This is a genomic window from Nocardia sp. NPDC050630 (genome assembly GCF_044457245.1).
GTDB lineage: Bacteria > Actinomycetota > Actinomycetes > Mycobacteriales > Mycobacteriaceae > Nocardia.
Map to the genome: position 1 here is coordinate 1 of NZ_JBITGN010000044.1, position 19602 is coordinate 19602.

Genomic DNA, 19602 nt, shown 5'->3' on the forward strand with positions numbered 1-19602 from the left:
GACAAACCAGCAACCCGAACCAATCACCCAGTGCTACAACCACTCCCACGTCAATCCCGCCAGACATCGGGATAATCCCCGGTTCGGGATAAGTCCACTAATCCCGATCTCGGGATTAGTGGACGACTTCGCGCTGCGCCGCGGCCACCACTACGGCGTGATCGACGCCGCCACCCACGAACGCATCGACGTACTACCTGACTGCAGAGTCGTGTGCGAGAGTGACCATTGCCGGGTCGAGATCGCCCGAACGGTGTTGTAGGACACCGGAGCCCACCCCTGCTGTGCGGCGACGCGGGCGGTACGCCGGGTGATCGACGCCAGCGACGGCCGCGGGCGGCGCAGGTCCATGCCCTCAATCAGCCTCACAGACCCGGCCGTCGGCGAGTGGGATGCGTCCATCCGCGTCAACGAGCGCCACGCGCGATCCCGGATACCCGCCGCCCCTTCCTCGACGGCACGTTCACGTACCCGATCGCCGAGATCGAGCGCGTCCCTGGCGCGAAGCGCGTTGGACCACAAAGACAAACCCACGCCGGCGGCAGTGATCTCGGCCGCCGTTCGAGCACTTCGACCTCCCACCCCTGCCGGAGAAATGCCACTGCCGCCGCGAGACCGCCGATGCCACCGCCCACGATGACCGCCTCCGACATTGCCTCCTCCTTGGGTCTGTGCCTTTCATGGTTGGAAGAGACGCTGGTACGGAAGCTGTGTCATTTCAGTGGAGACTTTGTCATCGATCGTGACCCGATGCACCAACGACTGCCGCCGGGCCGCGGCCGCGAACTCTTCTGCAGCAGCTTTCTCTGCCCTGTAATGCAGCACGGGGCCGGCATGGGTGAACTCGACCGCTAGGTGGCGTTCGGACATCACGGTGACACCTGCTCAGGTGGGTGACCGGGGGATAGACATCGTGCAACCTGGCGGCGACCGCCGCGTGCCATAGATTGCCGCAACCGAGGCGGCGAGCCGCACTCCGAAGCCCATTTGCATGGATTCTCACAGCCCAGTACCTGCTTCCCCGACCCAAGCATCCCGCGGGACTTCGGAGTGTCAGATTCCGTTCTCGTCGAATGTCGGACGGACTGCTGTGGCATTTCCGGATCCTTTCGATCTGAGCGATCCCGCAATGAACTCGATTGAATCCGATGCGCAGGCTTGGGCTGTCATCCAGGATTACGGGCATCTGCCCCGCACACATCGGGCAGAATGGACAAGCGTTGATCTGCATACGTAGGTAACTCCTGCGCATTCGACACAAACAGCGGCGGCCGCCAATAGCGCGGACGCGTTTGACTGAATCCCCTGGGTTTGATGCCAACCTTCTTCATTCGGAAGGCTGACATCATGCCGACGAAGTACAACGCGGCGACGAAGGCGAAGGCGGTTCGTCCGGTTTGTGCACATGGAGACGATTACGCTCGGAGTGGGCGGCGATCACTACGATCACAGGCCGGATGGCGATGACTCCGGAGACGTTGCGGAAGTGGGTGCGGCAGTCCGCGGTCGACGAGGCGAGTCCCGACTGAGGGAACCGGCTGATGCTTGATCTTATGAGCCCTGCTCTTTGCTGACCCCGCCTGTCAATGGTCATGTGGGGGTGGCTCTGGCGCACTTTCGGTGCAGCAATCCGGCAATCACGTTGCGGTGCTGTTGATTACGTTGTAGATGCTGCTGGTGGCTGTGAGTGTGGTGGAGTCGGTGTGCGGGGCGCTATTCCCGCATCTGTCCGGGGTTCGAGTCAATGACATGGAGGTTCGCGGGTCGACGGTCTGGTTCGATGCCCGCACCCACACCGATACCGCCGCATGCCCGAAGTGCGGGACGGTGTCCGACCGGGTTCACAGCCGATACGTCCGGCATCTGTCGGATCGCAGCGTGGGCGGGGGTGAAGTGCGTATCCGCTTGCAGGTGAGGCGATTCCGCTGCCCGGAACGCCAGTGTTCGCGGGTGATTTTCGCGGAGCGGCTCGGCGATCTGGCGGGGTGGTATCAGCGCCGCAGCAGCATGTTGACCACGCTGCTGACCACGGTCGGGCTGGCGTTGGGCGGGCGGGCCGGGCATCGGATGACCCGCCATCTCGCCACGGAGGTGTCCCGGTCCACGCTGCTGCGACTGGTCCGAGCGATCCCGTTGCCGCAGGTAGGCACGCTGCCGACCGTCGGTATCGACGATTTCGCCATCCGCCGGGGACGAATCTACGGCACGATCATTGTCGATATGGCCACCCGCCAGCCGGTCGATCTGCTCGAAGACCGCACCTCCAATACGGTCGCGGCCTGGCTGCGCGGACATCCAGAGGTCCGGGTCGTCTGCCGCGACCGCGGCGGTCCCTACGCCGACGGCGCCAGCCGCGGTGCCCCCGCCGCGATCCAGGTCGCGGACCGTTGGCATCTGCTTCACAACCTCACTACAGCGGTTGACCGCATCGTCCGCGCACATCGTAAATGCCTTGTCCAGCAAGGGGATACATCGGTTCGTAGCCAAGAACCGGCGGCGCCAGAGGCTGCGCCTGCGGGCTCGGGCTCCCGAGCCGAGGCGATCCGGCAGCGGTATACAGACATCCACGAGTTGTTCGCCCGTGGCGTGAACATCAGCGTGATCAGCGGGCGGTTGCAGCTGAACCGCAAAACCGTCCGCCGCTACGTCCAGGCCGACAGCGTCGAGCACCTACTCGCCCCGTCGCCAAACATGGCAGCGCCCTTGATGAACACACACCCTACCTGCGGCAACGCTGGGACCAGGGGTGCACCAATGCGCTACGCCTACTCGAGGAGCTGCGGGAACGCGGCTACACCGGCAGCCATCGGTCGGTGCGGCGGCTGGTACAGACCTGGCGCGAGGTCACACCATCAGCAGCTGTGAACACCCCGGCGGCGCCGACACCTCGTGACGTCGCCGGCTGGATGATGCGACCGGCCACCGCGCTCACCGACGACGAAAAACAGCAGCTACAACAGATACTGGCCGATTGCGACACGCTCGGGCAGGTCAACCAGCTCGTCGTCGACTTCGCAGGGATGGTCCGCGAACGCGGCGGCAAACACCTGGACACGTGAATCGCCGCTGCCACAAGGCCAGCGGCATCAAACAGCTTACGAGTTTCGCCGATGGCCTGCTCAAAGACTACGATGCTGTCCGTAACGGCCTCACGCTGGAATGGAGTAGCGGTGCTGTCGAAGGCAACGTGAACCGCGTAAAAATGCTGAAACGGCAAATGTTCGGCAGAGCCAACTTCGACCTCCTACGTCGCCGTGTTCTCTTGGTCGAGTAGCACGCCGCCACCGAAAGTGGGCCAGATCCACTCTCTCATCGCCACGGACACCGTGCGGGCACCGCGATTGCGGGCGATGCGGGCAAACGGAGTGCGTAGGCTGGTTCGGCCCCGACCGCCCACATGACCTACCGCCGGGTGGACCCTGCGGAGCGTCGACCGGTCGGGGTCACCGGCCGTGTGCGAGTGGCGAGTTGATTGTGCCACTCTGGTGGTGCTCCAGTCCCCCGTTCCCGGTCTCGGATGGCATGTCGGGGAGGTGTTCGAGCGGTAGAGCCGGCGCCGCGGTCGCGGTTGACAGAGTGGGCACGTCAATGTGGGGTTCGGGCTGGGTTAATGCCCAGTCGATGTGTTCGCGCTGGCCGGGGGCCCATCGGCAGGTCAGCGATGGCGCCGATGGACACCCATTCGATTTGGGTGCTTACGCTGCACGGTGTCGGTTCACCGGCCACGGGCTCGGCGCGGTAGACGATGGTGCACTTGTGCCCGATCTCGTCGTTGCTGGTCTGGCGGATGACGTGGCCTGGGGTGACGAAGATGCCGACTAGACCGATGATGTGGATGTGAATACCGGTCTCTTCGCGAGTCTTCCGGACGGTGATGTCGCTGAGGGATTCGCCGGCCTCGTGCGGACCGCCGGGCATGGACCAGTTGCCGTTGTCGCTACGACAGATCAGCAGGACGGTGTCGGTGTCGTCGCCGCTTTGTACGAACGCTGCAGCGTGGAGCCCGACAGTATCGGCTGCGGACGCTGTGGGGTTCTGCATCAGCGTGTCAGGTCTGGAAACGCGTCGGATGATTCTACTGCCGGTCATGCCCGCCCAGCCTATTAGCTCGCAACGAATTATAGACTCGCACAAAGAGTTTCGTGACATTCACCACGCATCGATCTGTGTCATGACGGTTCCGCGTCCGTAGACAATTGGCGTCCTGGCCAATGCACCGAGCTTCGTCTCGCGCACGTGGTAGGACCGGCCTTCCTGCCCGTTACCGGCGGCAGCAGGCTCGAAGAACGCGAGATCCGCATCCGGTGTCGGCGCTCACGTCCTTCCCGCCCGGTCTGCTCGAGTAATCGGAGTGGGTGGTGAGTCCTGTATCGCGCCTGCCCCGACCGGGCGATCGACGTCGATCCGAGTTCGTTTCAGAGCAGATCCATGCAGAGCAGAACGCCTGCGGTGCCTTCGCCGCCCTCACTGTCGGTGCTGCGCCTGTCTGTGGCTCCGGCGCCGCCGGGGCCACAGAATTGACACTGTAACCAGCCGCCGCGGACCCGGCGGCGGTTCCGAGGAATAAACCTCGACCGGTTCGTACGCCATCTCGTGGCGGTGAACGCGAAGATCGCCTGTGCGTCGACAAACTTGCACCGGCGGGTGAGCCCGACCCGTCGAACGGAGATCGGGCTACTCGTGGATTACCCTTTTACCTAGCTGAAACCGTAGAGGCGGTGCGCGTTCGTGGTGAGAATTGCGTCCCGAACGACCGGCGCCGGCGCCCATTCCGCAAGTAGGTGCAACAGGTCTGCGATGTTGGGCATCGCACCCCAGAAACCGACATGCGGCCAGTCCGATCCCCAGACGCACCGGTCGGGTGCGGTTTGGATCAGCGAGCGAGCGAAGGCAACCGTGTCGGAAAACGCTGGCACATCGGACAGACGGTAGGCACCGGAGAGTTTGGCCCAAGCGCCGTCTGCCATCAGCCCCAGCAGAATCCTCCAGTCGGGCGCGGTGATTCCGCGGGAGACGTCGAAATCGCCCATGTGGTCGATGACGATCGGTACGGACAGTTCCGACAACCTCGTGTGCACCTCGGCCAAGTGCCACGTGTTGGTGAGCAATTGCAGGTGCCAACCCATCTCCCGGCAGATGCTGTCGTATCGACCGATCTGGTCGAAGCCGAATCCGCCGCCGGCCAGCGTGTTCAAACGCAGTCCCACTACGCCATGTTCGGCCAATATGCCGAGTTCGGCGTCGGCGACATCCGGTGCTACCACGGCAACGCCGCGCAACCGCTCGGCGTTCTCGGCGAGTGTGTCGAGCATTAGGCGATTGTCGGTGCCGTGCACACTGATCTGTACCAGGACTCCGTAGCTCATGCCGGTGCCATCGAGCATCCGCAGGTAATCCGAGGCGGACGCGGGTGGAGGTGTATAGCTTCGTTCGGGAACGAAGTCCGTGCCGACCACGTGCGCGTGGGTGTCGACGGCACCGGTCGGCACGGTGAATCGTGTGGGTTTTGCGGGGTCGGGGTTCGGTCCCGGGCAGATTCGGTCGATCTTGTCAGTGCCGAATTCCACAGCTGCTCCTCGATGCGATGAGGTCATGGTCTGCTGTAGGCGTCGCCCGACTTCTAGGGGACCGCTGTTCCTGCGCGGGCGAACGACCACAGTTGGGCGACGCGTTCGACGTTCAACGCCGTTGGCCAGTCGATGGCAGCAGAACGTGTTTGGGCGATGTAGCTCTTCTTGGCGAATCGGGCGAGTTCGGGGTCGGCGGCCGCTGTGGCGAGCAACGCTCGGGCGTTCGCCTCGACGTCCTCGTCGGCGCATACCGTCCAGGCCAGCCCGGCGCGCTGGGCATCGGCGCCCTCGAGTGCGACGCCGAGCATGCCCATCGCGGCGGCGGTGTCCGGACCGGCGGCTCGGTGCAGCAGATGCATATGGCCACCGCCCGGGTGGAATCCCAGTCGCACGAATCCGGGGATCAGTCTGGCGTTTGTTGCGAGCACCCGGAGGTCGGCGGCGAGTGCCAGATTCAAGCCGGCGCCGACCGCGGCCCCACGGACTGCGGCAACGGTGGGGACCTGTAGGCCGCCGACTCGGACGAAGGCGTTGTAGAGTACCGAGATTCGGTCGAAGTTGGTGGTTTCCAGCGGAGCGCGCGTGGCCGCGTCGAGGTCATCGCGGTCTCCTCCAGAGCAGAACTGCCCGCCGGCGCCCTGGATCACCACACCGCCGATCTCCAGGGAATTGTCGACGGTTTCGCAGACGTCGACCAATTCGCCAGCCATCTCGACGTCGATCGCATTGCGCCGGTCTGGGTTGTTCAACTCTATTGTCGCAATGCCGTTGTCGATGTGCACGTGCACTTTGGGCATAGGGCAATCCTCCAGATGGTTGGACGGTGTCAGGGCCGAGCGGCTTTGATGAAACTCTTGGCAATGGTGTTCTTGAGCACCTCCGCGGAGCCCCCGGCTACTTCGTATGCCTTCGCGTCTCGCAGGTAGCGTCCGAACGGCGAGGTTTCCTGGGTGCCAGCGGCGCCGCACACCTGCACGGCCATGCTCGCCACGCGGGTGGCGAGCCCGGCGGCCAGCAGTTTGGCCACCGAGGAGGACCGCTGATAGTCGCCACTCACGTCGAGGTCGCGGGCTGCCTGGTAAGTGACCAAACGAGCGGCGTCTATCTCGGCCCCGGCTTGAGCGAAGTACCATTGGATGCCTTGGAAATCGATGACTTTGCCGTCGAAGGCGCCGCGCTCCAGGACATAGTCGAACGCCTTGTCGAAGGCCGCACGGGCGATGCCGAGCGATATCCCAGCAGCGAGGGTCCGGCTGTTGGACAGCGTGACCATGGCTTGGCGAAGTCCCTTGCCTTCCACGCCGATCAGCGCATCGCCGGGCAGTTCGACGTTCTCGAGCACGAGGTTCACGTGCGGACCGTTGCGTAATCCGAAGGTCTGCGCGTCGCGAGTCCGACGGGTGCTGACGCCCGCGGTGTCGCGCTCGACCGCGAATGCGGACACACCGACAGGTGTTTCGGCCAGTACTACGAAGAACTCCGCTTGCGACCCAGAGGTGATGAACGCCTTCTCGCCATTAACTATCCAGCCCTGGTCGACGCTTCCGTGGGCTTTGGTGTCGAGTGTGCGAATGTCACTGCCGTGGCTTCGTTCAGTCAGCGCGTACGAAGCGCGTAACCCTTGGGCATAGCGGGGCAGCACCCGCTCCTTGAGGCTTTCGGTTCCGTACAGCTCGATGATCTTCTGGCTTTGCAGAATGGTGATCAGCGATACCCCCAGCGCGGCGCTGCCCGCGCCGAGTTCCTCGAAGACGCCGAGCGCGTTCACCATTGATTCGCCGCTGCCACCGAAGCGGGTGGGAAGTGTCATGGCGTTCCAGCCCATCGCCGCGGTCTGGGCGACGAGTTCGACCGGGTAGATGTCGTCCTGATCGATCCGAGCGGCGACGGAGTCGACGACCTCCGCGGTGAATCGCCGCGCTGGTTCTGCGACCGCTGGGTCGGCCAGGTACCTCCAGAAACTCATCATCGTCTCCTGTCGTCGAGGGTGTCCCTTGTGGTCGGGTGAGGTGCGTGCCATGCGGCGGTGGCGTGCCATCGCGTCACGGGTACAGGCCGCGCATCAGGTGTGCTGTGGCGACTGTTTCCACCGCCAGACTGGTTGCCGCCAGCCTCAGCGACACCTGGCGTTTCTCGGCGTCCGAGACCACCCGGTCCCAAGCGGCATTCATGCAGTCCCGCAGTCGGTTCTGCACATCGGTGCGGCTCCACCAGTAGGCCTGATTGGCCTGCACCCACTCGAAATAGGAGACGAGCACGCCGCCGGCGTTCGCCAGGATGTCTGGTACCACAAGTTGATCGTTCGCCCGGAATATCTCGTCGGCAGTGTGCGTCGTGGGGCCATTTGCGCCTTCGACGATCAGTTTCGCCGTGATATGCCGGGCGTTGTCCGCACGCAGGACTCCCGCGACCGCTGCAGGGATCAACACGTCGATATCGAGACACAGCAGGTTGTCGCGGTCGGGCAAATCTTCGGCGTGTGCGAATCCGGTCACTTTCCCGGCGGTCGCGATGTGTTTTTCCAGTTCGAGAATCGGGATGCCGCCAGGGTTGTGGATCGCACCGTATTCGTCGCTGACGGCCACGATTCGCACCCCGGCATCCGACAGAAACCGCGCCGCGCTGCGGCCGACTTTGCCGAAGCCCTGCACAGCGGCTGTCGTAGTAGTCGGAGTCATGCCCCTGTACTTCATGGCGGCGAGGGCGATGTGGGCGACCCCTAGGGATGTCGCGTCGGCGCGTCCGTGTGACCCGCCCAGTAGTACGGGTTTTCCGGTGACGACGCCGAGGGTGGTGTGGCCATGGCCCACCGAGTAGGTGTCCATCATCCAAGCCATTACCTGTTCGTCGGTGCCGATGTCAGGGGCAGGAATGTCTTGGACGGGGCCGATCAATGGCATGATCTCGCTGGTGTAGCGACGGGTCACCCGCTGAATTTCGTTGGCGGAATAGAGCTTCGGATCGAAGCGCACCCCACCTTTCGCGCCGCCATACGGTACGTTGACCAGCGCGCACTTCCAGGTCATCCACATTGCTAACGCGCGGACCTCGTCGAGAGTGACGGTGCTGCTATAACGCAGACCGCCTTTGGCCGGACCACGAGACAAGTTGTGCTGCACACGATGTCCGATGAGCAATTCCACCGAGCCGTCGTCGCGCCGCAGTGGCACGCTAACGGTTAATTCGCGCCGGGGCGTGGCGAGCATGTCGTAGATGCTCTGTTCGTAGCCGAGGATCGACACGGCTTGAGCCAGTTGCTCCTGCGCGTCGCGCAGCGCATTGGACGATGTCTGCGTTGTGGGATAGGTTTCGGTGCTCATCGTCGGATACTTTCCTCGAGAACTTTTCGTACCCGATCCAGACCCGCAGTGAGACTGTCGGTATCGGTTGCGAACGAGATTCGGAAGTGCCCCTCCCCAGATGGCCCGTACTCCCGACCGGAGCGCACGAGCACGCCCGCGTCAGCCATCCGTTGGGTCAGGTCGTCGGAGGAGATATCCATGTCGACGCGAGGGAAGGCGTAGAACGCCCCTTGCGGTCGTGCCAGGTGGACTCCGGGAATGCCGTGCAAGTTGTCTACTACCAGGTCACGACGATACTGGTACTGCTCGGCGAGCCCGGTGAGCAGGTCGTCGGCGAGACCGAGGGCGGCAACGCCGGCGTGCTGCACAAACGAGTTCAGCGCGCCGTTGACGGTACGATGCACAAGGTTGACGGCGTCGGCGACCGCCGCCCCGGCCACGACGTAGCCCAGTCGCCAACCAGTCATCGCGAACGATTTGGAGAAGGTGCGGCAGCAGACGACGATATCGGCGTACTCAGGCTTCGAGAGTACTGAGGCGAACTCGAGGCCGTCGAAGACTATGTCGCAATACGCTTCGTCACTGATCAGGTAGCAGTTCGACTCGGCGGCTGCGGCCGCCACGGTATCAATTTCGTGCCGGGAGTGGATTCGTCCAGACGGGTTCCCCGGATTGCATAGGATCACCATGCGCGCACCCTGAATTCGCTCGCCGATGGCCTCCAGGTCGAGAGAGCCATCAGGGCCAATCGGAACCCAGTCGACCTGTCCTCCGGCCATCGCGACATGATCGGCGTACAACGAGTAGGTGGGTTCCGGGATCACCACTCGATCACCGGGATCGACCAGGGCGAGGATCGCCGCGGCCAAGCCGGCGCTGGCGCCGTGTGTCGGAACCACCGCCTGCGCGCCGATGCACCGATCGTATTGTGCCGAGAGCGTCTTCGCGATCGCTTCCCGCAGGGCCGACGATCCGGTCAGTGCTTCGTATCGGGTGTTGCCGGACCGGGCGGACGCCATGGCGGCTTCGGTGATGCGGGAGTCGGTGCCCGCGAACGGCTCACCCATCGCCAATGAGATCGCGCCGCTCGGTATGGCGCCGAGCGACGCCGAGCGTCGGGACATGGCGGCGATTCTCGCGGGTGCGCCGCCCAGAGGGGGTGTCGAGCGGCTAGACATATTGCGGCACTTCCACTTCCGCGAGCAGGAGTCGATTGAATTCGTCCATGCCGACTGCCGAGGACTGTTCGGTCGCCAGGTCGTAGGTCCGGATGCCGTTCGTGTACACAATCTCGAGGGCCGCCCGAATACGGTTGGAAAGTCCCAGCGGGGCCAGATCCGGGCACCAGTCCAGCAGAGCGGCGAGCCCCAGCCAGGCACCCGTGGGATTGGACCGCCGTGATCCGGTGCGGTGCGGCGACGAGCCGTGTGCGGGCTCGAACAGCGCGGTGATCCCGGCCCCGAAGCTGCGGTCCGGGTTGATCGTGGCCGATCCGCACAGCGCGGGCGAGCCGGCGCGGGCGCAGACGGCGTCGGAGAGTATGTCGCCGAAAATACCTTCGGTGGCGATCACCGCTGGCAGGTCAGGGTATCGGATCAGCTCGTAGGCTGCGCGATCTACATTGACGTTCTCGAACTGAACCTCGGTGGCCACCGAAACCTGGTTCGCGATAGTGCGCCACAGCCGCGACGTGGCGAACACGCTGGCCTTGTCGACGCTGATGTAGCGGCGGTGCGGTGCTTGTTTCGCGTAGTCGGCTGCCATCGTCAGCACTTCGTGGACTCGTTCGGGAAGCAACCGCACCTCGTCCACGGCGGGGCCGGTGCCGTCGCTCTCCTGCCGCTGGCCAGGGTCGGCGTACGCGCCGCCGGTGATGTTGCGGACGATAGTGACATCTTCGAATCCCGGTACCCATACGGTACGGACACTGATCCGAAGATCGAACAGACTACGCAACTTGATCAGCGCCATTTCGGGATTCGGACATTCGGCAGCGCTGACGCCCGGATGGGTTCCGACAGCGCCGCTCAGCACGACATCAGCCGTCCTGCACGCCTGAAGGGTCTGCTCCGGAAGGATCGAACCGGAGTCCCGCCAGCCTGAGGTGCCGTATGGTAGCGGGCCGGTCAACTCGATCGGGGCTCCGGCGGCGGTCAGTCGACGTAACAGTTCGACGGGACCGTCCAGGATTTCGCTTCCGATCCCGTCGCCGGGGAGTAACGCAATCTTCGTCATGCGATCAACATCTTTCGATAGATAGCGATTCGAAACGTCCAAGCGATGAATACTGTCCTGCCCGAGGCACGGCAGGCTGTAGGTGAACGGTCAGCACGGCCCCTCATACCGCGCTGACCGAACCTCACCACGTCAGCGCCGCCCACGACAGCAGTTCCTGATCGTGGAGTAACCGACGCTGCACCTTTCCTGCGGCGGCGTCACGCGGAATCGACCGCACCTGTGCCACATGGGCGGGCCGCATAAAAGCTGGCAGGCCGGCACTGACCTCGCGGATCGCTTCCATCGGAACCGGGTCGGCGACAACGTAGAGGACGATTTCCTCGTCGATGATCTCGCCGGGGCGTTTCCACAGCGCAAGGTCGCGCAGGGCGGTGATCGTCCCCAGCTGGCCTTCCACGAACGGAATCGGAACGAATTCGCCCTTCACACGGATGGATTCGGCGGCTCGTTCAATGAATATGAGTGTCCCATCCGCGGCGCGGCGTCCTAGGTCACCGGTGGCGAACCAGCCGTCCGCGTCGATGCTCGGATCGATTATTTCATTGTCGTAGTAGCCGGCGAACAGTACGTTCTGCCGCCGTTCTCGGATATGGATCTGCCCGCTCTCATCGATGCGGTCCTCGATGTCGACACGTGGTAGGCCGTATCGGCCGCAATCGAGAGGGATTTCGTCCCCGAGTTCCCACCGGTGCAGGTGGCTCAGCCCGGCCGCCTCCGTCGATCCGTATCCCGAAACGGCTCGCGAGATGCCGAAGCGGGACATGAATTCGGCATCGGCGTAGAACATCGTGCGCACCTCGTGCCCATCGGCATCCACGCCAGTGGTGACCCGCTTCAGAATCTCCACAGGCGGCGCATGCAAGACCAGGGCAGTGATGCGATGTTCTTTGACCATCGGCCAGAACCCTCGCGCGGAGAACCTGTCAACCGTGAGCGCATCAGCGCCGACGCTGAGCGCACCGATGAGACCGTAGCCGAGAGGGTTGATGTGGAACAGCGGCAACGGTGCCAGCATTCGGTCGGTACTGGTCAGTCCGAGGCCTGCGGCCATGTCTCGGCCGAGCCGCAGAAAGTAGCCGTGTGTCTGAGCGCAGAACTTCGGTACGCCAGTTGTCCCGGAGGTGTGCATGAACGATGCGATGTCCGATTCAGTTGCCGCAGCGCCCGGCAGCGCCTGCGGATTGCTCGGCCGCGCGGATCGCACGGTGTGCAGTGGCAACACACGTCGTTTTTCGGCGAAGTCGACCTCTTCCCGGTCGGTGATCACCGCAGCGGGCTCGAGTCGGTCGAGCATCGTGGCCAGCAGGTCGGGCGGATAGCTGCGATTCACCAGTGCCACTGGAACGCCGGCGAGCATGCATGACATCCAGGCGATCAGGTACTCGGTCGAGTTCGAAGCCACTAGTGCGACGCGGCCACGACGATCGACCCCTTGGGCCGTGAGTTCTCCGGCCGCACCCGCGGCAATCTCCAGTGCATCAACTAGCCGGATCTGGTCATCGACAGTCCCGATGACCAGATCCCGTCGCTGCTGTGACTGCTCCAGCAGGAGCTGAACCAGATTCGATGCCATGGAGATTTCCTAATCTGTGCTCGTCTGGGCATGGTGCTGCGGATATCGAAAGCGGCGGGTAGCACCGACGGGTTTGGTGTAGTCGCGCCGGCTTCGAGAGCCGGCCTCCCGCCGACGTTCGAGTGATGGCCTGCCGGTCACGGGATCTGCTCTTCCCATCGCGGCGCCCGCATCCCATGTTGGTTGCGGTAAGCGGCGCGTTGAGGTGGTGTCCAGCTGGACAGAAGAGGCGGGGCGACGCGATACACCTCGATCCCCAGTGGTCGGCAGACGTCGGTCCGGTCGTCCGCCCCAGGGCCCCACAGCGGCACTGACAGATCGCCACCGGGACAGGTGGACAGTGCGCAGAGCAGGTCGATTTCGGCGAAGAACTCGAAGAAGTCGCCCTGTTTGGCGGGGCAGGTTTTGACGAAGTACTGGTCTTCTTCGTTGAGACCGGTGCATTGGAATACGTTGAGTACGTCGTGCACGTCGAATTCGGTCAACCCGTACGGGAGTACTGCGCGCGTCAAGTTCGAATGGCAGTGGAAATCGAAGTCATCGCCGGTCAGCATTCGGTTGACGTAGGGGTCGCAGCGCGAGCCGAGCAGGTCGTGCACCCGCCCGCCATCAACGTCGATGCCGTAGTCGGCGAGTGTGTCGTTGGTGACGGTCAGTAGCGGCCGGAGGAATGGCAGATTCGACCAGATCCGATCGTAGGTGCTGATGTGGGCGCGTTGCAGTTGGCGGGTACGCGCCGCCCACATCCGTTCGCGCGGATCGTGACGGTTCCACACATTGAAATCGCCCACCTGCGGCCCCGCGACGGTGACGATGCGGCATACGTGCCCGGCCGGCACCTCCCATGCCTGGCCTGAGCGGATCGGGATGAAGAACCGCTCGATGAGCTCGCGCGCCTCGAGTTTCCGCGCGATCAGGTCATAGAAGTGACGGTCTACGGTCAGCGGCCCACCGGTGCTGGCCTGATAAGTTGCGGGCGGGGTAGCCATTACATACCCCCCAGCACGGTGTCAGCACGGCGGGCGGTACTCGACTCGGTAAGGTCGGGCGCTGGGTGCAGTCGCGCCAGTTCGAGCATCGCTCGCTCGGATTCGTCCAAATAGCGCCGTAGCTCGGCGGCGGCTGTCGCCCGCAGCCCCGCGATCAACAACTCGCAGATCTCGCGATCGCGTGCTACCCATGGTCGTTGCAGGTCCGCCTCGTTCTCCGCGGCGGCGAAGGCGAGCCGCAACTGTGCGACGATCGTCCGGAACAATGCGTCCAATCGACGGCTTCCGAGTGTGGCTACCAGCGCTTGGTGGAACCGCAGACTCGCGGTGCCGACGTCACGCCAGGCCCCGGCTTGTAAAGCGAATTCGGAGGCCGCCAACGCATCCTGCATAGCCTGCGCGGCTCCCGGCTGAGTCAACGCGATCTCGTCTACAGCGCGCAGTTCCACGACCCGGCGCACCCGGTAGATGTCGCGGATGTCCTCTGCCGACAGGATTGCGACCACCGCTCCGCGGTGACGGTGTAAGTCGACCAGCTCCTCGGCTTCCAATAGCCGCAACGCCTCTCGCAATGTATTGCGCGAGACGTCGAGCTCTGCGGCCAATGGCACCTCCCGTAGCGGGATGCCCGGTGCGAGCTCGCCCTGCATGATCCGCTCACGCAATGCCGCGGCGACTCGTTCGCTGGTCGCCGCGTCCGACCTGACTGCATTGTTCTTCGTCACGCGGTCATGCTAACACCAGGATTGTTCAACAAGAAAGAGTGAATCCGTCTTCGATGGAACATCGAACTGCATCAAAGTGACTTGTTGACAATAGATCGTCCAACAATCAACACTATGCGTGTTAGCGCCGTCACAGCCCTTCGGCGGTCGGCCCGAGGTTCAGGAGACCAACATGAGATTCAAAGGGGAACGTCTCGACGAGAGACATAGCGACCTTGGGCAATCGGCGGGCGCCGCCGAGACAACGACCGAGACGCGGTCGCTTGACGACTTCCCGATGACCGCGTTTCATCGCCGATTGACGGTGTACTCGGCTGGTGGTCCCTTCCTGGACGGATACGTGCTGGGGATCGTCGGAATCGCTCTGACACAGCTCACCCCCGCGTGGCACCTGAGTGGCGTCTGGCAAGGGCTGCTGGCCGCGGCGGCCTTGATCGGGATGTTTGCCGGGGGGCTGGTCGGTGGCTATGTCACCGATCGGATCGGCCGACAGGTGATGTACACCTTGGACCTGATCCTGATCGTGGTGTGCTCGGTCGCGCAATTCTTCGCCGGCGGTCCGGTCTGGCTCCTTATTGCCCGGTTGCTGACCGGCGTGGCGATCGGCGCGGATTACCCGATCGCGACAGCCCTGCAAGCCGAGTTTGCCCCCCGCGCCAAGCGCGGCAGCCTCCTGGGCTGGCTGACTGCGATGTGGGCAGTGGGCAACGTCGCCGCCTACTTTATCGGCGACGCCATCGCCCAACTCGGCCCTGACAGCTGGCGATGGATGTTGCTCTCCCCGGCGGTACCAGCTTTGATACTGGTCATGGCCCGGTGGGGCACCCCCGAATCGCCGCGCTGGCTGGCCTCCCGCGGTCGCACCGACGAAGCCCGCAGTGCGCTCGAGAAGGCCCTTGGCCCTGGCGCCGACCTGCCAGATCTGACGGAAGAACCCGGTCATGCGGGGCTACGCGCCCTGACCGGCAAGCCATACCTCCGTCGCACGATCTTTATCGCGGTCTTCTGGACGTGCTCGATCTGGCCCATCTACGCGATCTACGCCTTCGGCCCGGCGATGCTGGAGGCATTCCGACTCAACAGTCCCGGACAATCCACCGTTGGCTCCGCCATGATCGGCGTGCTGTTCCTGACCGGCTGTGTGGTGGCGACTCTGTTCGCCAATCGTATCGGCAGGCGCCCGTTGCTGATCGTGCCGTTCACGATAGCCACGATCGCCCTGCTGGCCCTCGGTATCTGGCCTGACGCGCCCACAGTGATGATCGCGCTCATGTTCACCACCTACGCCATCGCTATCGGCAGCCCGACAATTATGCAATGGATCTATCCGAACGAGCTGTTCCCCACCGCGATCCGGGCCACAGCAGTCGGCATTGGAACCGCAGTCAGCCGGATCGGCGCCGCGCTCGGCACCTTCCTGACTCCGCTCCTGCTCAACCACGCCGGCATCGGCCCAACCATGCTGATCGCGGGCATCATCAGCGCTGTCGGAGTCGTCGCCTCGGTGCTGATGGCACCGGAAACCCGCGGACGAGACCTGCATCATGCCAGCGGCGCAGGCGATGTCTAGGGACCTACCGCAACTGAGCCGCCCGGTAGCCGACCTTATTTAACTGCCCGCTCAAACCCTTCCGACATCGGCGACGACCGATATGCCGACACTGCCAGGAGGACAACGCCATGCAACTGATTGATCTGAGCCAGACTATCGAGTACGGCATGACAACCCATCCCGGTTTTCCCGGGCCGCAGATCACGGAATACCTCAGCTACGACGCGTCAGTCGAGCATTACGCTGCCGGAACTGAGTTCGCGATTGGGCAGATCACAATGGTAGGCAACACGGGAACCTATCTGGACACGCCAGCTCACCGCTTCCGGAACGGTAAGGACCTGGCTGACCTGATGCTCGAGACCTGCGCGATGCTGCCCGCGATTGTCGTCGATGCCGATGAGGGGCCGTGCGGCCCGGACCTCTTCTCCGGTTTGCAGTTGCAGAACACCGCAGTTCTCGTGCGTACCGGGTGGGACTGTCATTGGGGAACTGAGCACTATGGCGGTCCCGCCCACCCCCATCTCACCGCGGCCGGGGCACAGGCACTGGTCGACGCAGGAGCTCGACTCGTCGGCATCGACTCGGTCAACATCGACGATACCCGCGGAAGGCATCGCCCCGCCCATACCATCCTGCTGGGCGCGGACATCCCGGTGGTCGAGAACCTGACCGATCTCGACCGCCTGCCGAACACGGGGGCCGTGTTCTACGCTGTGCCACCCGCCGTTCGGGGACTGTCCACCTTCCCCGTGCGCGCCTTCGCCTTCGTGCCCTGACCTCCCATCCACGCGTCCGAGCGGGCAATCCTCCGGTGTCTCAGCCACGTACATGCTCGCCGGAACACCTCTCCTCGTACACCGTCGACAGCACAATGATCAGGGCGGAGTAGTGCCAATGAATGAACTCGACATCCGGGAATACGGTGACTCGGGGCTGCTGCTCGCGCTTCCTGGGGACACCGCCACAGCGCGCTGGGAAGGCGCCAGTCAGCTGGCGTCGGCGCTCCGGCTGGCGTTGCCCCTTGGCCTGGTGGATGTCATTGCAACCTTCGAACACGCGTTCATATCCTTCGATCCGCTGATCACCGACCATGCGACCATGCGGCAGGCCGTACGTACACTCCTCGACACCGTGGAACGCCCCATCGCCACAACGCCTTCGCAGTACTTCGAGATACCGGTGGTGTACGGAGAGGAATACGGTCCCGATCTTGCAGATGTCGGGGCCCAGGTCGGCCTCTCGCCGACCGAAGTCGTGCATTTTCATACTGGGAGTCCGTGGACGGTCCGCTTCTGTGGCGCTCCTGTCGGTGCTCCGTTTCTCAACGGGCCCACACTGCCGGCTCCTGTCTCTCGCCTGCCTGACCCGCGCACCCGCGTGCAACCGGGCTCGGTTGCTCTCAGTGGACCCAACACCGTGATCTATCCCGTTGTCTCTCCGGGCGGCTGGCGAATCATCGGCCGAACACCGTTGCGTCTTTTCGACATGACCGACGAGAACCTCGTTCGCTACCGGCCCGGAGATCGGTTCCGGTTCGTGTCGGTGCCAGCGGCGCAATGGCACGTGTGGGCCGATCGATTGCCCGAGACGTCTGCGGAGACTGCGTGACTACCGCGACCATCACCGTGCTGCAGGCGGGGCATGCGGTCGTCCAGGATCTCGGTCGCCCCGGATTCGGCCGAGTCAGTCTGATCGTAAACGGTGCGTCCGACCAGCACTCGGCTGTCGTTGCGAACACTCTGGTCGGAAATACTGCGACAGCTCCTCTCCTCGAGGTGACCGGTTCGGCACTCGGTCTGCATTGCTCTGCGCCAGTGCTGGTGGCAGCGACCGGCGCCGTGGACCACATCCTTGTAGACGGGGTCCCACAGCCCGCGAGCGAACCGCTGGTTGTCGGCGTCGGCCAGCAATTTACGATGCCCTCGCCGACTGCCGGACTCCGGTCCTACCTGGCGGTCAACGGCTGGCTCGCGAGCGAGCCGGTGCTGGGCAGCGTCGCCCCCGACCCACTGCTCGGAGTCGGCCGACGTCTCCATGCAGGAGACAAACTCGTAATCGAATCGGCCTTCGAATCCCTCGATCACCCCTATTCCCGACTCCCCTTGTTCCGACTCTGCGCTCCACAGCAGGCGTACTCACATTCCGCCGTCATCGATATGACGGCAGGGCCCGAGGCCGGTCAATTCGCCTCGGGCATCGTCGGCTCGAACTGGACCTACACCGTATCCCCGCAGTCCGATCACGTGGGCCTGCGCCTGAGGGGTGCGACGCCGGCCCGCGTCGTGCGCGAAGAGATGATCTCGCGCGGTGTCCCGATCGGAGCCATCGAGGTGCCACCGGGTGGTGGACTGCTCGTATTGCTCCGCGGACGACTGCTAGTGGCGGGCTATCCGGTGATCGGCGTGGCCAGCACGACGGCGGTCGACCGGCTCGCCCAACTGGCGCCTGGGGACTCGGTCGCCTTCCGGCTGTCGGATGTGACCGATGCGGTCCGCGCGGTCCGCGCCAGGGACCGGGCATTGCGTGCGTTGGCCGAGCGAGTCAGCGTGGTTTTCCGCTCGACCGGGCTCGGGCACATCGTCCATGCCGGTCATCTGTCCCGAGTTTCCGACGGCATCGGCTGCCGTCACATCAATGGAGGTGACGTCGAATGAGACGCGCAGTGGATCTTGTCGCCGACCTGGGTGAAGGGTTCGGCCGATACCGTATCGGCGACGACGAGGCGCTCCTCGATGTGGTGACCTCGGCAAACATAGCCTGCGGTTTCCACGCGGGCGACCCCCGGATCATGGACGCGACGGTAGCCTATTGCGTCCGCCGCGGTGTCGCCGTCGGTGCGCATCCAGGCTTCGCGGATGTAGTTGGCTTCGGTCGCCGCGCGATGGATCTCAGCGTCGAGGAGGTCCGCACCGACCTGCTATATCAGGTCGGCGCTCTTGGTGCGTTCGCCACGGCACACGGCACACGGATCGCGCATGTCGCGCCGCACGGCAAACTCGGCAACTTGGTTGTCGTTCGCCGCGACTACGCTGAGGCGGTTGCGGACGCTATCGCGGCGCTAGGCCCGGACCAGGTCGTCCTCACTCAGGAAGGTGAACTCGCGGTGGCCGCCCGCGAGCGAGGCATCGCCGTGGGCGTGGTCGGGCTTGCCGACCGAAATTACCTCGACGACAGGACACTGGTACGCCGAACAGAACCGAACGCACTCATCCACGATGATGACGAGGTCGTAGCACGCACGGTGCGCATGGTCACCGACGGCCTCGTTCGCACGATCACCGGCACAGACATCCCCGTCGACTGCGACACCGTCCTGTTGCACGGGGACACCGCAGGCGCGGTGACTCAAGCACGAGCGGTGCGACGAGAACTCGAGGCGGCCGATGTCGATGTGGTGCCGTTGCGTGAGGTCCTCGCCCGGAAGACACGTTCCGGTTCGGCATGAGCCGGCATTCGCCACCACTCAGCAGTTCGCGCCCCACCGACATCAGGCCGGCGAACGCCCCGATCCAATCTTGGCTTGCGGCAGTCGGCCGAGGGTCGCCGGTGTCGTTCCTAGTGGGTGCGCCCGTTAGTTCGTCGGGGGTTATGCCGCGAGCGGTCGGGGTGCGTGCAGGTCGTGGTGGCCGAGGCGGTGCAGTAACTGGTTG

20 protein-coding genes and 2 pseudogenes are annotated in these 19602 nt (G+C 64.1%); 10 read left to right on the top strand and 12 right to left on the bottom strand.

What is annotated here, in order from left to right; genetic code table 11:
- Nucleotides 1-262: pseudogene (locus tag ACIBG0_RS41385) on the top strand (hypothetical protein); the annotation flags it as partial.
- A gap of 145 nt (nt 263-407) precedes the next feature.
- On the opposite strand, the gene ACIBG0_RS41390 reads toward ACIBG0_RS41385, so the two are convergent.
- Nucleotides 408-653, bottom strand: coding sequence for an NAD(P)-binding protein (locus ACIBG0_RS41390; RefSeq protein WP_397040963.1), 246 nt, complete (start codon nt 651-653; stop codon nt 408-410).
- A gap of 25 nt (nt 654-678) precedes the next feature.
- Entirely contained in the window at nt 679-873 is a 195-nt protein-coding gene (locus ACIBG0_RS41395; RefSeq protein WP_397040966.1) for a hypothetical protein, read from the bottom strand.
- Between the two features lie 474 nt (nt 874-1347).
- Between ACIBG0_RS41395 and ACIBG0_RS41400 the strand changes: the two are divergent.
- The 4 genes and pseudogenes from ACIBG0_RS41400 to ACIBG0_RS41415 form a co-directional block, all read left to right on the top strand.
- A pseudogene (locus ACIBG0_RS41400) lies at nt 1348-1511 on the top strand (IS3 family transposase); the annotation flags it as partial.
- A gap of 238 nt (nt 1512-1749) precedes the next feature.
- Complete coding sequence (locus tag ACIBG0_RS41405; RefSeq protein ID WP_397041009.1) at nt 1750-2865, top strand: ISL3 family transposase; 1116 nt, start codon at nt 1750-1752, stop codon at nt 2863-2865.
- Nucleotides 2862-3059 carry a hypothetical protein gene (locus tag ACIBG0_RS41410; RefSeq protein ID WP_397040968.1) on the top strand — a complete coding sequence of 66 codons (198 nt, stop codon included), beginning with the start codon at nt 2862-2864 and terminating at the stop codon, nt 3057-3059. The genes ACIBG0_RS41405 and ACIBG0_RS41410 overlap by 4 nt, the downstream gene beginning before the upstream one ends.
- Nucleotides 3056-3274, top strand: a complete 219-nt coding sequence (locus ACIBG0_RS41415; protein WP_397040972.1) for a transposase — start codon at nt 3056-3058, stop codon at nt 3272-3274. The genes ACIBG0_RS41410 and ACIBG0_RS41415 overlap by 4 nt, the downstream gene beginning before the upstream one ends.
- Before the next feature lie 311 nt (nt 3275-3585).
- On the opposite strand, the gene ACIBG0_RS41420 is transcribed toward ACIBG0_RS41415, so the two are convergent.
- The 10 genes from ACIBG0_RS41420 to ACIBG0_RS41465 all read right to left on the bottom strand — a co-directional run bounded on the left by ACIBG0_RS41420 (nt 3586) and on the right by ACIBG0_RS41465 (nt 14397).
- Complete coding sequence (locus tag ACIBG0_RS41420) at nt 3586-4149, bottom strand: NUDIX hydrolase (RefSeq protein ID WP_397040974.1); 564 nt, start codon at nt 4147-4149, stop codon at nt 3586-3588.
- 548 nt (nt 4150-4697) lie between these two features.
- Nucleotides 4698-5567 carry an amidohydrolase family protein gene (locus ACIBG0_RS41425; RefSeq protein ID WP_397040976.1) on the bottom strand — a complete coding sequence of 290 codons (870 nt, stop codon included), beginning with the start codon at nt 5565-5567 and terminating at the stop codon, nt 4698-4700.
- A gap of 53 nt (nt 5568-5620) precedes the next feature.
- Nucleotides 5621-6367, bottom strand: a complete 747-nt coding sequence (locus ACIBG0_RS41430; protein WP_397040978.1) for an enoyl-CoA hydratase-related protein — start codon at nt 6365-6367, stop codon at nt 5621-5623.
- A gap of 29 nt (nt 6368-6396) precedes the next feature.
- A complete protein-coding gene (locus ACIBG0_RS41435) occupies nt 6397-7536 on the bottom strand; it encodes an acyl-CoA dehydrogenase family protein (RefSeq protein ID WP_397040981.1) in 1140 nt (379 codons plus the stop codon).
- Between the two features lie 76 nt (nt 7537-7612).
- A complete protein-coding gene (locus ACIBG0_RS41440) occupies nt 7613-8890 on the bottom strand; it encodes a Glu/Leu/Phe/Val dehydrogenase (RefSeq protein WP_397040983.1) in 1278 nt (425 codons plus the stop codon).
- The gene (locus tag ACIBG0_RS41445; protein WP_397040986.1) at nt 8887-9996 is read right to left on the bottom strand and encodes a pyridoxal phosphate-dependent aminotransferase; all 1110 of its coding nucleotides are present in this window, start codon (nt 9994-9996) and stop codon (nt 8887-8889) included. Before ACIBG0_RS41445 ends, ACIBG0_RS41440 begins: the two co-directional genes overlap by 4 nt.
- A gap of 46 nt (nt 9997-10042) precedes the next feature.
- Nucleotides 10043-11107 carry an isocitrate/isopropylmalate family dehydrogenase gene (locus ACIBG0_RS41450; RefSeq protein WP_397040989.1) on the bottom strand — a complete coding sequence of 355 codons (1065 nt, stop codon included), beginning with the start codon at nt 11105-11107 and terminating at the stop codon, nt 10043-10045.
- Between the two features lie 124 nt (nt 11108-11231).
- Entirely contained in the window at nt 11232-12683 is a 1452-nt protein-coding gene (locus ACIBG0_RS41455; RefSeq protein WP_397040991.1) for a class I adenylate-forming enzyme family protein, read from the bottom strand.
- 137 nt (nt 12684-12820) lie between these two features.
- Complete coding sequence (locus ACIBG0_RS41460) at nt 12821-13672, bottom strand: urea carboxylase-associated family protein (protein ID WP_397040993.1); 852 nt, start codon at nt 13670-13672, stop codon at nt 12821-12823.
- Entirely contained in the window at nt 13672-14397 is a 726-nt protein-coding gene (locus ACIBG0_RS41465) for a GntR family transcriptional regulator (protein ID WP_397040996.1), read from the bottom strand. The genes ACIBG0_RS41460 and ACIBG0_RS41465 overlap by 1 nt, the downstream gene beginning before the upstream one ends.
- Nucleotides 14398-14674: 277 nt before the next feature.
- Here ACIBG0_RS41465 and ACIBG0_RS41470 point away from each other — a divergent pair, with 277 nt between their 5' ends.
- From ACIBG0_RS41470 to ACIBG0_RS41490, 5 genes are all read left to right on the top strand, one after another.
- A complete protein-coding gene (locus ACIBG0_RS41470; RefSeq protein WP_397041012.1) occupies nt 14675-15967 on the top strand; it encodes an MFS transporter in 1293 nt (430 codons plus the stop codon).
- Nucleotides 15968-16077: 110 nt separating this feature from the next.
- Nucleotides 16078-16728, top strand: a complete 651-nt coding sequence (locus tag ACIBG0_RS41475) for a cyclase family protein (RefSeq protein ID WP_397040999.1) — start codon at nt 16078-16080, stop codon at nt 16726-16728.
- Nucleotides 16729-16846: 118 nt separating this feature from the next.
- The gene (locus ACIBG0_RS41480; protein WP_397041001.1) at nt 16847-17560 is read left to right on the top strand and encodes an allophanate hydrolase subunit 1; all 714 of its coding nucleotides are present in this window, start codon (nt 16847-16849) and stop codon (nt 17558-17560) included.
- Nucleotides 17557-18606, top strand: coding sequence for a biotin-dependent carboxyltransferase family protein (locus ACIBG0_RS41485; RefSeq protein ID WP_397041004.1), 1050 nt, complete (start codon nt 17557-17559; stop codon nt 18604-18606). Before ACIBG0_RS41480 ends, ACIBG0_RS41485 begins: the two co-directional genes overlap by 4 nt.
- Entirely contained in the window at nt 18603-19397 is a 795-nt protein-coding gene (locus tag ACIBG0_RS41490) for a LamB/YcsF family protein (RefSeq protein WP_397041007.1), read from the top strand. Before ACIBG0_RS41485 ends, ACIBG0_RS41490 begins: the two co-directional genes overlap by 4 nt.
- The last annotated feature ends 205 nt before the right edge of the window (nt 19398-19602 follow it).

Excerpts from the sequence above, each read along its gene's own strand:
- ACIBG0_RS41390 (WP_397040963.1), bottom strand. The coding sequence starts at position 653 with ATGTCGGAGGCGGTCATCGTGGGCGGTGGCATCGGCGGTCTCGCGGCG.
- ACIBG0_RS41405 (WP_397041009.1), top strand. The coding sequence starts at position 1,750 with ATGGAGGTTCGCGGGTCGACGGTCTGGTTCGATGCCCGCACCCACACC.
- ACIBG0_RS41420 (WP_397040974.1), bottom strand. The coding sequence starts at position 4,149 with ATGTCACGAAACTCTTTGTGCGAGTCTATAATTCGTTGCGAGCTAATA.
- ACIBG0_RS41430 (WP_397040978.1), bottom strand. The coding sequence starts at position 6,367 with ATGCCCAAAGTGCACGTGCACATCGACAACGGCATTGCGACAATAGAG.
- ACIBG0_RS41435 (WP_397040981.1), bottom strand. The coding sequence starts at position 7,536 with ATGAGTTTCTGGAGGTACCTGGCCGACCCAGCGGTCGCAGAACCAGCG.
- ACIBG0_RS41440 (WP_397040983.1), bottom strand. The coding sequence starts at position 8,890 with ATGAGCACCGAAACCTATCCCACAACGCAGACATCGTCCAATGCGCTG.
- ACIBG0_RS41445 (WP_397040986.1), bottom strand. The coding sequence starts at position 9,996 with ATGTCCCGACGCTCGGCGTCGCTCGGCGCCATACCGAGCGGCGCGATC.
- ACIBG0_RS41450 (WP_397040989.1), bottom strand. The coding sequence starts at position 11,107 with ATGACGAAGATTGCGTTACTCCCCGGCGACGGGATCGGAAGCGAAATC.
- ACIBG0_RS41455 (WP_397040991.1), bottom strand. The coding sequence starts at position 12,683 with ATGGCATCGAATCTGGTTCAGCTCCTGCTGGAGCAGTCACAGCAGCGA.
- ACIBG0_RS41460 (WP_397040993.1), bottom strand. The coding sequence starts at position 13,672 with ATGGCTACCCCGCCCGCAACTTATCAGGCCAGCACCGGTGGGCCGCTG.
- ACIBG0_RS41470 (WP_397041012.1), top strand. The coding sequence starts at position 14,675 with ATGACCGCGTTTCATCGCCGATTGACGGTGTACTCGGCTGGTGGTCCC.
- ACIBG0_RS41475 (WP_397040999.1), top strand. The coding sequence starts at position 16,078 with ATGCAACTGATTGATCTGAGCCAGACTATCGAGTACGGCATGACAACC.
- ACIBG0_RS41480 (WP_397041001.1), top strand. The coding sequence starts at position 16,847 with ATGAATGAACTCGACATCCGGGAATACGGTGACTCGGGGCTGCTGCTC.
- ACIBG0_RS41490 (WP_397041007.1), top strand. The coding sequence starts at position 18,603 with ATGAGACGCGCAGTGGATCTTGTCGCCGACCTGGGTGAAGGGTTCGGC.